Source organism: Ramlibacter sp. MAHUQ-53 (assembly GCF_052600055.1).
Genome location: NZ_JBQWTS010000007.1, coordinates 219,934 through 232,131, shown reverse-complemented (window position 1 = coordinate 232,131; position 12,198 = coordinate 219,934). Strand labels below are relative to the sequence as shown.

Sequence of the window (12,198 nt, the reverse complement as noted above, 5' to 3'; positions counted from 1 at the left end):
ATGCGCGGCGGGCCGGGCGGCGCCCCGCAGGGCGCCGCGACGGGTCAGCGGAAGGCGATCGGCTTGCCGGAGGCGTCCTTGATTTCAGTGGCCCACAGCTTCTCGATCTGCTGCTTGACGGCGGCCGGCATCGGCACGTAGTCCAGGTCGTCGGCGACCTTGTCGCCGTTCTTGTAGGCCCAGTCGAAGAACTTCAGGGCGGTGGCGGCCTCGGCCGGCTTGTCCTGCGACTTGTGCATCAGGATGAAGGTGGCGCCGGTCATGGGCCAGGACTGGTCGCCCGGCTGGTTGGTCAGGATCTGGTAGAAGCTCTTGGCCCAGTTGGCGCCGGCGGCGGCGGCCTTGAAGGCGCTGTCGTCCGGGTTCACGAACTTGCCCGCGGCGTTCTGCATCTGGGCGTAGTTCATCTTGTTCTGCTTGACGTAGGCGTACTCGACGTAGCCGATCGAGTTGGGCAGGCGGCCCACGAAGGCGGCCACGCCCTCGTTGCCCTTGCCACCCGTGCCGGTGGGCCAGTTCACCGCGGTGCCCTCGCCGACCTTGGACTTCCACTCGGGGCTGACCTTGGACAGGTAGTTGGTGAAGATGAAGCTGGTGCCGGAGCCGTCGGCGCGGCGCACCGGGGCGATGGCGGCGTCGGGCAGGTTCAGGCTGGGGTTCAGGGCCTTGATGGCGGCGTCATTCCACTTGGCGATCTTGCCCAGGTAGATGTCGGCCAGGACCGGGCCGCTCAGGCGCAGCTGGCCGGCGGCGATGCCCTGGATGTTGATCACGGGAATCACGCCGCCGATGACGGTGGGGAACTGGATCTGGCCCTTCTTGGCCAGCTCCTCGTCGGCCAGGGGCATGTCGGAGGCGCCGAAGGCGACGGTCTTGGCATCGATCTGCTTGATGCCGGCGCCCGAGCCGACGGACTGGTAGTTGACCCTCACGCCCGTGGCCTTGTTGTAGTCGGCAGCCCACTTGGCATACAGGGGCGCCGGAAACGAGGCGCCGGCACCGGTGACTTCCTGGGCGAAGGCGAGGCCGGCGAACGACAGGGAGATGAGGCCGACGGCGGCCGAGCGACGATTCAGGTTCATGGGATCCATCCTTGGTTGGGAATGCGTGCCACACGGGGGGTGGTGCGTGACGGGTTGCAGTCTAGGCAGGGCAAATGACAGACATGTGACAAATCGCAGGCGCACCCGGCGGGTCTGGATCCGTCATACCGGCGCAATAAACTCGTCACACCATTGCCTTCCGGCGAGGGCCCACTTCGACCCGGCCCGGGGAAAGATAAGAAATTCGTATGGAAAACGGAACGCTGCTTGCTGCCATCGACCTAGGATCCAACAGCTACCGACTGGAGATCGGCCGCTACGAGGACGGCCAGATTCGTCGCATCGAATACCTGAAGGAAACCGTGCGCCAGGGCGGCGGGCTCGACGATTCGCGCAACCTCACCGAGGACGCCATGCGCCGCGGCTGGGACTGCCTGGCCCGTTTCGGCGAGAGGCTGGCCGGCTTCAAGCGCCGCCAGGTCCGCGCGGTGGCGACCCAGACCCTGCGCGAGGCCCGCAATGCCGGCGAGTTCCTGGCCGGGGCCCACCCGCTCCTGGGCTTTCCCATCGACGTCATCGCCGGCCGCGAGGAGGCCCGCCTGATCTTCCAGGGCGTCACCCACCTGCTGCCCCAGTCCGACGAGCGCCGCCTGGTGGTCGACATCGGCGGCCGCTCCACCGAGATGATCCTGGGCCAGGGTTACGACGCGCGGGTCATGGAGAGCTACCGCGTCGGCAGCGTGGCCTGGTCCCAGAAGTACTTCCCGAAGGGCGAATTCACCGAGGCCGCGTTCGAGCGCGCCGAGGTGGCGGCCAAGGCGGTGCTCGACGAGGCGCTGTCGGCCTATCCCCGCGAGGGCTGGGACCGGGCGTACGGCTCGTCCGGCACCATCGGCGCGGTGGGCGACGTGCTCGCCGCCACGGGCTGGGACGCCGGCACGGTCTCCCGCGAGGCGCTGGAGTGGCTGCGCGCCCGGCTGCTGACCGCGCGCCGCGCCGACCGCCTGCAGATCGAGGGGCTGAAGGAGGACCGCCGTCCCGTGATCGGCGGCGGCATCAGCGTGCTGATGGCCGTGTTCGACCTGCTGCAGATCGACACCATGCATGTGGCCCAGGGCGCGCTGCGACACGGCGTGCTGTACGACCTCCTGGACCGGGAGCACCTGCAGGGCGACCTGCGCTCGGCCACCGTGAACCGGCTCGCCACCCGCTTCAACGTGGACGCGGCCCAGGCCCGGCGCGTGGGCCAGGTGGCCTGCCACCTGTTCGGGCAGCTGCGCGCGGACGAGGCCCCGTCCGAGGAGCACGAGCGCCAGAAGCACAAGCTGTCCTGGGCGGCGCAGCTGCACGAGATCGGCATGCGCATCGCGCACGAGAGCTACCACAAGCACGGCGCCTACATCCTCGACCACGCCGACGCACCGGGCTTCGCGCAGACCGAGCTGCACCGGCTCGGCCTGCTGGTGCTGGGGCACCGCGGCAAGCTGCGCAAGCTCGAGGCGGCGTTCGACGACGAGGTGCTGGTGCACCAGCTGCTGTGCCTGCGCCTGGCGGTGATCCTGTGCCACGCGCGGCGCGAGCCGAACCTGGAGGGCCTGCAGCTGGAACGCGCCGGGCAGGCCATGTCGCTGCGCCTGCCGCCCGGCTGGGCCGCGAGCTACCCGCAGTCGGCGCACCTGCTGCGCGAGGAGATGCAGTCCTGGCAGAAGGCGTCGTGGCGGTTCAGCCTGGTGGAGTGATCGCCTGAAACGGTATAAACTGTATATACCGTTTTCAAAGAGAGGAGCGACTCACCGTGACCACCGTCGCCAAGAAGGCACCTTCCCGCAAGCCCGTCGCCAAGGCGAAGGCCGAGGTCAAGCCGGCCACCCTGCCCGCCAAGGCCCCGGCCGCCGCAGCCGCCCTGGCTGCCCCCGCGCCAGCGGCCGCCGCACCGGCCAAGCCCGTGGCTGCCGGCAAGCCCGCCACCGGCAAGGCCAAGGCCGCCAAGGCGCCCGCGAAGGCCGTGAAGGCCCCGGCGAAGTCCGCGAAAGACGGCAAGGCCCCCAAGACGCCCAAGGCCCCCAAGCCCGTGAAGCTGGAAAAGGCCGACAAGCCGCGCAAGCCGAAGATGGTGCGTGACAGCTTCACCATCCCCAAGCCGGAGTACGAAGCCCTCGACGGCCTCAAGCAGCGCGCCGCCAAGGCCGGCGCCCCGGCCAAGAAGAGCGAGCTGCTGCGCGCCGGCCTGATGGCGCTGGCCGCGATGGGCGACGCCGCGTTCCTGGCGGCCGTCAAGGCCGTGCCGGCGATCAAGACCGGCCGCCCGGCGAAGGCCTGAGCGGCCGCTTCGGCCCCCTGCGGGGGGCCGCTGCCTCAGGCCAGGTCGGGCGGCATCACCGCCACGACCACCACCTGCAGCTGCCCGTCGCGCTCGCGGGCGCGCAGCCACCAGGCCGCCCCCTTGCGCACGGCGCAGCCGCCGGCCTGGATCCCGAGCACCTGGGCGATGACACGCCCGAGGGTCGGCTGGTGCCCCACCAGCAGCACCGGCAGGCGCGAGGCCGGCCACTGCGCCGCCTCGAGCAGGGCGTGGGGCTCGGCGTCCGGCGCCAGTTCGGGGCGGAGCCTGTACTTGCGGCCCAGCGCCAAGGCCGTCTGTTCGCAGCGGCGGGCCGGGCTGCACAGGACGCGCGCGGTCTCGGGCAACTTGCCGTCGAGCCACTGGCCCATGCGGACCGCATCGCGCTCGCCGCGCGCCGTCAGCGCGCGCGCCAGGTCATCGCCGCCCGGCGGCGCGTCCTCGGCTTCGGCGTGGCGCCACAGGACCAGGTCCATCAACGGCTCCCGCCGCCGGGCGCGACCGCGTCGCGGCCGGCGTAGCGCGCCATCAGCGCGTCCTGCGCGCCGTGGCTGCCAGCGCGCTCGGCGCCCTCGGCGCGGTAATAGCGGCCGTCGGGCATCAGGTCCCAGGCATCACGCCCGTCGTGGAGGTAGGCGACCAGGCACTCGTCGATGATGCGCTGGCGCAGCGCCGGGTCCTCGACCGGCCAGGCGAGTTCGATGCGGCGCAGCATGTTGCGGTTCATCCAGTCGGCACTCGAGAGGTACAGCGCCTCGTCCTCGCCGCTGCGGAAGTAGAACACCCGCGTGTGCTCGAGGAAGCGCCCGATCACCGAGCGTACCCGGATGTTGTCGGTCACGCCGGCGACGCCGGCCGGCAGCATGCACGCGCCGCGCACGACCAGGTCAATCTTCACGCCCGCAGCCCCGGCGCGCACCAGCGCGTGCATCAGCGGCTCGTCGGTCAGGGCGTTCATCTTCAGGACGATGCGGCCCTTCACGCCCTGGCGCGCGGCCTGCGCCAGCGCGTCCATCTTCTCGATCAGGCGGGCATGCAGCTGGAACGGCGCCATCAGCATGCGGTTCAGCCGGGGCACCCGGACCTGGCTGGCCAGGTGGGTGAAGACGCTGTCCATGTCGGCGGTGAGCCTGGGGTCGGCCGTGAGGTGGCTCAGGTCGGTGTACAGGCGGGCCGTGCGCGGGTTGTAGTTGCCGGTGGACAGGTGGCCGTAGCGAACGAGCTGGCGCCCCTCGCGGCGCGTGACCAGCAGCATCTTGGCGTGGGTCTTGAGGCCCACGATGCCGTACACCACCTGCGCGCCGATGGACTCGAGCTTCTCCGCCCAGTTGATGTTGGCCTCCTCGTCGAAGCGCGCCTTCAGCTCCACGACCGCGGTGACCTCCTTGCCCTTGCGGACCGCCTCGCGCAGCAGGTCCATCATGGCGGAGTCCGAACCGGTGCGGTAGATCGTCTGCTTGATCGCCAGCACCTGCGGGTCGTCGACCGCCTCTCGCAGGAAGTCGAGCACGCCGTCGAAACTCTCGAAGGGCTGGTGGATCAGGACATCCCCCTGCCGCAGGCGCTCGAAGATCGAGTGCCCCGTCACCAACTGGTGCGGATACGAGGGCTTGTAGGGCGGGAACAGCAGCTGCGGCGCGTTGGCCAGGTCGATCATCTGCTGCAGGCGCACGAGGTTCACCGGGCCCGGCACGCGGTACACCGCCTCGTGCGGCAGCTCGAAGTGCTCGCGCAGCAGGCCCTCCAGGTGCTCGGAGCATCCGGACGAGACCTCCAGCCGCACGGCCTGGCCGTAGTGCCGCTGCTGCAGCCCCATGCGCAGCGCGGTCCGCAGGTTGCTCACCTCCTCCTCGTCGACCGCGAGGTCGGAGTGGCGCGTGACGCGGAACTGCGAGAACTGGGAGACCTCGCGGCCGGGGAACAGGTCCTGCAGGTGCGCGCGGATCACGCTGGACAGGAGCACGAACAGGGTGCGCCCGCCGGAGACGCGGGCCGGCATGCGGATCAGGCGAGGCAGCACGCGCGGCACCTTGACGATCGCGATGTCGTTGTCGCGGCCGAAGGCGTCCTTGCCGCCGAGGCGGACGATGAAGTTCAGGGACTTGTTCGCCACCAGCGGGAACGGGTGCGCGGGGTCGAGGCCGACCGGGATCAGGAGCGGCCGGACCTCGCGGGCGAAGTACTCGTCGACCCAGCGGCGCTGGGCGGCGTCGCGCTCGCCGTGCGAGACGATGGCCATCGAGGCCTTGGCCAGGGCCGGCATGAGGTGGTCGTTGTACAGCGCGTACTGCCGCTCGACGAGGCGGTGCGCCGCGCCGGCGAGCCGGTGGAAGGACTCGATGGAGTAGGCGCCCTTGGCGTCACCGGCCTTGGCGGCCGCCAGGTGGGGTGCCGCCCGCACCTCGAAGAACTCGTCGAGGTTGGAGGAGACGATGGTCAGGTAGCGCAGTCGCTCCAGCAGCGGCACGCCGGGGCGGCGGGCCCAGTCGAGCACGCGCTCGTTGAAGCCGAGGATGCTGTGATCGCGGTCCAGGAACGGGACCGGGGCACCCTCCTCGGTGCCCCCGGCGACGGGGATGAGGGAGTCCATGGGTGATGTCGTTATCGTGACTCAATGGTGACACTATTCACGCGTTTGGTGACAGTCCGGTGACACCTGACGACCCGGGTGCGGCGGCCACGCCACGCGCCGGCACCAGGAACGACGTGAACAGGCCCGCGGCCCGCGACCAGCTGAAGTCCATGGCGCGCGCGCGCCTCGGCGCGGCGCACGGTGAGGGCCTGCCGGCAGGCCTCGGCCAGGTCCTCGTCCATCACCCCGCCGAGGCTGCGCCCGCTGGCGTCGCGCCGCGCCAGCACTTCGTTGGGCCCGTCCACGGGGAAGGCCGCGACCGGCGTGCCGGTGGCCATCGCCTCGCACATCACCAGGCCGAAGGTGTCGCTGCGGCTCGGAAAGACGAACAGGTCCGCCGCGCCGTAGAGGCGTGCCAGCTCGTCGCGCGCCAGCACGCCGACCCATTTCACCTGCGGGTGGCGGGCCTTCAGGCGCGCCTCCAGCGGCCCGACGCCGGCCACCACCTTGGTGCCGGGCAGGGGCAGGCGCAGGAAGGCCTCGATGTTCTTCTCGTACGAGACCCGGCCGACGAACAGGCTCACCGGGCGGGCCACGCCCTCCAGCGCCTCGAAGGCGCACGGCTGCGGCTGGAAGCGGAACTGGGTGGTGTCGACGCCATGCGTCCAGGTCCGCAGGTTGCGGAAGCCGCGCGCCTCCAGCATCCGCAGCACGCCCTGCGTGGGCACCATCACGCCGCAGGAGGGCCGGTGGAAGCGGCGGAACAGCGCATACCCCCAGGACAGCGGCACCCGCAGCGCCGCCTGCAGGATCTCCGGGAACTTGGTGTGGAAGGCGGTCGTGAACGCCAGGCCGCGGCGCAGGCAGTAGCGGCGGGCGGCCCAGCCCAGGGGGCCCTCGGTGGCCAGGTGGATCGCGTCGGGCGCGAACGCGTCCAGCCGCTGCGCCAGCGCCCGCCCCGGCCGCAGCGCCAGGTCGATCCCGGGGTAGCCCGGGCAGGGCCAGGTGCGGAACTGGCGCGGCTCGACCACCAGCACCTCATGCCCCCCGGCCTCCAGCTCGCGGCGCAATTCGACCAGCGTGGTCACCACGCCGTTGACCTGCGGCAGCCAGGCGTCTGTGACCAGGGCGATCCTCACGGGTGGACCTCCTGCTGCGCCTCCGCGTGCGGGCGCCAGGCCGGCGCGGCGTGCACCGGGGAATTCCAGTGGACGATTTCGAGCCGGCCGTCATGGTGTTCGACCAGCGCCGAACGGCTCTCGACCCAGTCGCCGTCGTTGCAGTACAGGATGCCGCCGATGTCGCGCATCTCGGCATGGTGGATGTGGCCGCAGACCACGCCCTGGTGCCCGCGCCGGCGCGCCTCCTGGGCGACGGCGGACTCGAAGTCGCTGATGAAGCTGACCGCGCCCTTGACCTTGCGCTTCAGGTAGGCCGACATCGACCAGTACGGCAGCCCGAGGCGGGCGCGCAGCGAATTCAGGTGGCGATTGAGCTTGAGAAGCAGCTCGTAGAGCGAGTCGCCCAGGTAGGCCAGCCACCTGGCGTACTGCACGACGCCGTCGTACAGGTCGCCGTGGATCACCCACAGCCGCTTGCCGTCGGCGGTGACATGCACGGCCTCCTCCGCCAGCTCGATGCCGCCGAAGGGGTGGCCGGCGAACTGGCGGGCGAATTCGTCGTGGTTGCCGGGCACGTAGACCACCCGCGTGCCCTTGCGGGCGCTGCGCAGGATCTTCTGCACCACGTCGTTGTGGGCCTGGGGCCAGTACCAGCGCCGGCGCAGCTGCCAGCCGTCGATGATGTCGCCCACCAGGTACAGGTGCTCGCAGGTGTGGTGCTTCAGGAACGCCAGCAGCGCCTGCGCCTGGCAGCCGGGGGTGCCCAGGTGCAGGTCGGAGATGAAGACCGCGCGGAAGCGACGGCGCTCCGGTTCGTGGCCGGCGGCGTCAACGCCCGCGTCCGCCGCGATGCCCGCGGCGAAAGGAGCGAGGGCATCGAAGGCGGCGCGCATGCTCAGCGCCCCAGGAAGTGCTTGCGGTAACGGGGCGGCAGGTCGCCGATCCGCATCATCATCGGCAGGTCCGCGGTGTTGAAGTCCGGGTCCCAGGCCGGCGCGCCCAGCACCTTGGCGCCCAGGCGCAGGTAGCCCTTGATCAGGGCGGGCGGCTCCACCGGCAGGTCGCCGTCGAGGTCGTCCACCGGCAGCGGCAGGCGCGGTCGCACGTGATACTCGATGGGCGCCAGGTGGGTGCGCTGCACCTGCTTCCAGATGCTGGCCGCGATATCGCCGCTGACCACGCCCTCGTGCAGCATGGGGATGCTGGCGCAGCCGATCATGGTGTCCAGGTCGTTGCGGACCATGAACTCGGCCAGCGCGCCCCACAGGGCGAGGATCACGCCGCCGTGGCGGTGGTCGGGATGGACGCAGCTGCGACCGAGTTCGACCATGCGACCGCGCAGGCCGCGCAGGCGGGTGAGGTCGAACTCGCCGTCGCTGTAGAAGCCGCCGACGCGGCGGGCCTGGGCCGGGGTGAGGACGCGGTAGGTGCCCACCACCTGGCCGCTGGCCTCGTCGCGCACCAGCAGGTGCTCGCAGAAGTCGTCGAACAGGTCGATGTCGTGCCCGGCCTGCGGCGTGTTCAGGCGCGCGCCCATCTCGCCGGCGAAGACGTCGAACCTCAGGCGCTGGGCCTCGCGGACTTCGTCCTGGTGGCGTGCCCAGGCCACGGCAATCGCCCCAGGGCCCCCCGCAGCTTGCTGGCGATCGCCACGGTGAAGTGACCCCCGGGGCAGGGAGATCGGCGACAGCGGCATCGTCGGGGTCGGGAGTTCTTTCACGTTGCACCTCCTGGGTTTGTGCCGGGCAGTGTGGGAGGCGCGCGTGACGCCGGCATGGCAGGCCCGTGTCATTTCGGTGACCTCCCGGGGGCGCTGGCGGCGTCACGGCGGCGTCACGTAGCGCCGCCAGCATCCGGCCATGACTGCCCTGGACCCCGATTTCCGCCTCCGGCGCGACATCATCGACAGCTACGACGAGGAGCTCGAACTCGAGCTGGAGGACCGCCCGTTCGACAGGGACGGCCACGAGATCGCGCTCAGTCCCGAGGAAAAGCGCGAGCGCCGCACCTACTTCCGCGAGCTGCTGCGCCTGCAGGGCGAGCTGGTGCGCCTGCAGGACTGGGTGGTGGCCACCGGCCACAAGATGGTGGTGCTGTTCGAGGGCCGCGACGCCGCCGGCAAGGGCGGCGTGATCAAGCGCATCACGCAGCGCCTGAACCCGCGGGTGTGCCGCGTGGTCGCCCTGCCCGCCCCGAACGACCGCGAGCGCACGCAGTGGTACTTCCAGCGCTACGCCACGCACCTGCCGGCGGCCGGCGAGATCGTGCTGTTCGACCGCAGCTGGTACAACCGCGCCGGCGTCGAGAAGGTCATGGGCTTCTGCAGCGACGACCAGTACGAGGAGTTCTTCCGCTCGGTGCCGGAGTTCGAGCGCATGCTGGCGCGCGCGGGCATCCAGCTGCTGAAGTACTGGTTCTCGATCTCGGACGAGGAGCAGCACTCGCGCTTCCTCAGCCGGATCCACGACCCCCTCAAGCAGTGGAAGCTCAGTCCCATGGACCTGGAGTCGCGCCGGCGCTGGGAGGACTACACCCGCGCCAAGGAGACCATGCTGGAGCGCACCCACATCGCCGAGGCGCCGTGGTGGGTGGTCCCGGCCGACGACAAGAAGAGGGCGCGCCTGAACTGCATCGACCACCTGCTGGCGCAGGTGCCCTACGGCGACGTGCCCCACCCCGAGGTGCGGCTGCCCCAGCGGGTGCGGCACGAGGACTACGAGCGCCACCCGGTGCCGCCGGAGATGCACGTGCCCCAGCGGTACTGATCGTCCGTGGACTTTCGCACCACGCCCTGCGGGCCGGTGTGGGGGGCTGACGAGGCCGGGCTGATCACCGGCTTCGCGTTCGCCCCCGGCCAGCCGGCCCGGACGATCGACTCCGCGCGGGCCGCCCGCAGCCTGGCGCAGGGCCGGGACGGGCGTACCGACGGCGGCTTCCTCTGGCTGCACTTCGATCTGGCCCACGCCGGCGCCGCGCGCTGGCTGGAGCGCCACGCCCGGGTCTCGGACGGTTTCTTCGAGGCGCTGGGCAGCCCCGTGCGCTCGACCCGCGTCGAGCGCGACGCCGACAGCCTGGTGGCCGTGGTCAACGACGTGATGTTCGACTTCGACTACGACCCCGGCGACCTGGCCACGCTGTGGGTCTGCCTGGACCGGGGCCTGGTGGTCACCGGCCGGCAGCAGCGGCTGCGGTCCATCGACGCCCTGCGCACCCGCATCAAGGGCGGCGAGCCGCTGGCCACGCCGATGGTGCTGCTGGAGCACCTGCTGCACGAGCAGTGCGACGTGCTGACCGACATCGTGTGTTCATGCTGACCGTGATGACAGTGCTGGCCCTGTGCCGATCAACATCGTCGCCGGCCTGTTCGGCATGAACGTGGGCGGCATCCCCCTGGCCGACGACGCGCACGGGTTCTGGGTGATCGCGGCATTGCTGGCGTTCTTCGCGATCGGCGCGACCTGGCTGGTGGCCCGGCGCCGCGACGACTGACCCCGCGCCCGGGCTCCCGCGACGACAATGGACGCCTGATGCCCGCACACCCCCGAGACCCGTCCGGCTCCGGCCCCGCGCCGACCGAGCGGGAGGTCAAGCTCCACGTCCCGCCCGAGGCCTGGGAGGGCGTGCGCCAGTCCCTGCGGCCGGCCCAGTCCCGGCGGCTGCCGCTGCATGCGGTTTACCACGACACCCCCGGCCGCGCGCTGGCAGCCGCCGGCATCGCCCTGCGCGTGCGGCGCGAGGGCGAGCGCTGGGTCCAGACGCTCAAGGCCGGCGGCACCGGCCTGCTGGCGCGGCTGGAGGACAACCTCGCGCTGGCGGCCCCGGCCGGCGGCCCGGCGCCCGCGCCGGACCTGGCGCGCCACCGCCGGCCCGCCGTGCGCGCGGCGCTGCGCCAGGCGCTGGGGCTGGCGCCCCGGCAGGCGATGCCGCCGCTGGAGGCGGTCTTCGAGGTGTGCGTCGAGCGCCTGGTGCGCGAGGTCGCCGAAGGCGCCAGCCGCATCGAGATCGCGCTGGACGAGGGCGAGCTGGTCGCCGGGACGCGGCGCCTGCCGGTGCGCGAGATCGAGTTCGAGTTGCTCGAGGGCAGCACCGGCGACCTGCTGCAGCTGGCGCGCAAGTGGCGCGAGCGCCACGGGCTGTGGATCAGCCTGGCCAGCAAGGCGGCGCGCGGCCACCGGCTCGCGCAGGGCCTGGCCCCTGCGCCGCCGGCCCCGGGCGCCGCCCCGGCGTATGCGCGGGACGCCCGGCTCGGCGCCGCGGCTGCCGCCGTGCTCGAGGCGGCCCTGGGCCAGGTGATCGCCCATGCCGACGCGGTCGCCGCCGGCAGCCCCGACGAGGAGCCTGTGCACCAGCTGCGTACCGGCCTGCGCCGCCTGCGCACCGCGCTGCGCGAGTGGCCGCCGCTGGCCGCCGAGGGCGGCCGCTACGAGGAGGTGCTGGCGAGGTCCTTCCGCATCCTCGGCGCGCAGCGCGATCGCGAGCATGTGCTGCGGGGCCTGCAGGACCGGATCGAGGCTGCCGCCGGCAGGCCGTTCTCCTTCCCCGAGCCCGAAGTGCCCGAGGCGCCCGCCGGCGGCGCCGAGGCCCCGCAGGCCGCGTCCGCCGAGGCGGCGGCCCGCGACCCGGCGTTCCAGGATGCCCTGCTCGCCCTGCTGGCCCGCGCCGACGCCCTGGGCTCGGGCGACGAGTACGACACCCCGCCGCGCCGCGCGCTGCGCCCGCGCCTGCAGGCGCTGTGGCGCCAGGTGCTGGACGACGGCCACCGCCTGCGCAAGCTCGACATCGCGCTGCAGCACCGGGTTCGCAAGCGCCTGAAGCGGCTGCGGTACCTGGCCGAGAGCGCGGCGCCGCTGTTCCCCGGCCGCCGGCTGGCGCGGTTCCTGGAGGCGCTCGCGCCGGCGCAGGAGGCGCTGGGCCGCTACAACGACACGCTGGTGGCGGTCGCGGCCTGCGCCGACCTGGCGCCCGGCGACGAGACCGCCGCCTTCGCCCTGGCGTGGCTGGAACGCCGGCGGCGCCGGCAGCTGGCGCGCAGCCAGGCGGCGCTGCGTGACCTCGCGCAGGTACGGCCGTTCTGGGAGAAGTGAGGGCGGGGTTCGCGGGCGCCTCGGACGCCGCCATCCG

General features: G+C 72.0%; 11 protein-coding genes and 1 pseudogene. 6 read left to right on the top strand and 6 right to left on the bottom strand.

Features of this window, described 5'->3' with window-relative positions:
- Window positions 1-44 precede the first annotated feature (44 nt).
- Window positions 45-1,082 carry a phosphate ABC transporter substrate-binding protein PstS gene (gene pstS / locus ACT80S_RS12760; protein WP_377416296.1) on the bottom strand — a complete coding sequence of 346 codons (1,038 nt, stop codon included), beginning with the start codon at window positions 1,080-1,082 and terminating at the stop codon, window positions 45-47.
- 209 nt (window positions 1,083-1,291) lie between these two features.
- Between pstS and ACT80S_RS12755 the strand changes: the two genes are divergently transcribed.
- A complete protein-coding gene (locus ACT80S_RS12755; RefSeq protein WP_377416294.1) occupies window positions 1,292-2,782 on the top strand; it encodes a Ppx/GppA phosphatase family protein in 1,491 nt (496 codons plus the stop codon).
- A 56-nt stretch (window positions 2,783-2,838) separates the two neighbouring features.
- Window positions 2,839-3,363: a hypothetical protein gene (locus ACT80S_RS12750; protein ID WP_377416292.1), complete on the top strand. Its 525-nt coding sequence runs from the start codon at window positions 2,839-2,841 to the stop codon at window positions 3,361-3,363.
- A 35-nt stretch (window positions 3,364-3,398) separates the two neighbouring features.
- Here ACT80S_RS12750 and ACT80S_RS12745 read toward each other — a convergent pair whose 3' ends face one another.
- The 5 genes and pseudogenes from ACT80S_RS12745 to ACT80S_RS12725 all read right to left on the bottom strand — a co-directional run bounded on the left by ACT80S_RS12745 (window position 3,399) and on the right by ACT80S_RS12725 (window position 8,797).
- Window positions 3,399-3,860, bottom strand: a complete 462-nt coding sequence (locus ACT80S_RS12745) for a SixA phosphatase family protein (RefSeq protein WP_377416290.1) — start codon at window positions 3,858-3,860, stop codon at window positions 3,399-3,401.
- Window positions 3,860-5,974, bottom strand: coding sequence for a polyphosphate kinase 1 (gene ppk1 / locus ACT80S_RS12740; RefSeq protein WP_377416288.1), 2,115 nt, complete (start codon window positions 5,972-5,974; stop codon window positions 3,860-3,862). The genes ACT80S_RS12745 and ppk1 overlap by 1 nt, the downstream gene beginning before the upstream one ends.
- A gap of 37 nt (window positions 5,975-6,011) precedes the next feature.
- A pseudogene (locus ACT80S_RS12735) lies at window positions 6,012-7,095 on the bottom strand (glycosyltransferase family 4 protein).
- A complete protein-coding gene (locus ACT80S_RS12730; protein ID WP_377416286.1) occupies window positions 7,092-7,970 on the bottom strand; it encodes a UDP-2,3-diacylglucosamine diphosphatase in 879 nt (292 codons plus the stop codon). The pseudogene ACT80S_RS12735 and the gene ACT80S_RS12730 overlap by 4 nt, the downstream one beginning before the upstream one ends.
- Before the next feature lie 2 nt (window positions 7,971-7,972).
- The gene (locus tag ACT80S_RS12725; protein ID WP_377416284.1) at window positions 7,973-8,797 is read right to left on the bottom strand and encodes a GNAT family N-acetyltransferase; all 825 of its coding nucleotides are present in this window, start codon (window positions 8,795-8,797) and stop codon (window positions 7,973-7,975) included.
- Window positions 8,798-8,936: 139 nt separating this feature from the next.
- Here ACT80S_RS12725 and ppk2 point away from each other — a divergent pair, with 139 nt between their 5' ends.
- Genes ppk2 through ACT80S_RS12705 form a run of 4 tightly spaced genes read left to right on the top strand, consistent with a single transcriptional unit; the run spans window position 8,937 to window position 12,161 of the window.
- A complete protein-coding gene (ppk2, locus tag ACT80S_RS12720) occupies window positions 8,937-9,842 on the top strand; it encodes a polyphosphate kinase 2 (RefSeq protein WP_377416282.1) in 906 nt (301 codons plus the stop codon).
- 6 nt (window positions 9,843-9,848) lie between these two features.
- The gene (locus tag ACT80S_RS12715) at window positions 9,849-10,391 is read left to right on the top strand and encodes a CorA family divalent cation transporter (RefSeq protein WP_377416280.1); all 543 of its coding nucleotides are present in this window, start codon (window positions 9,849-9,851) and stop codon (window positions 10,389-10,391) included.
- A 22-nt stretch (window positions 10,392-10,413) separates the two neighbouring features.
- Window positions 10,414-10,566 carry a CorA family divalent cation transporter gene (locus ACT80S_RS12710; protein WP_377416278.1) on the top strand — a complete coding sequence of 51 codons (153 nt, stop codon included), beginning with the start codon at window positions 10,414-10,416 and terminating at the stop codon, window positions 10,564-10,566.
- Between the two features lie 38 nt (window positions 10,567-10,604).
- The gene (locus ACT80S_RS12705; protein WP_377416276.1) at window positions 10,605-12,161 is read left to right on the top strand and encodes a CYTH and CHAD domain-containing protein; all 1,557 of its coding nucleotides are present in this window, start codon (window positions 10,605-10,607) and stop codon (window positions 12,159-12,161) included.
- Window positions 12,162-12,198: the final 37 nt, after the last annotated feature.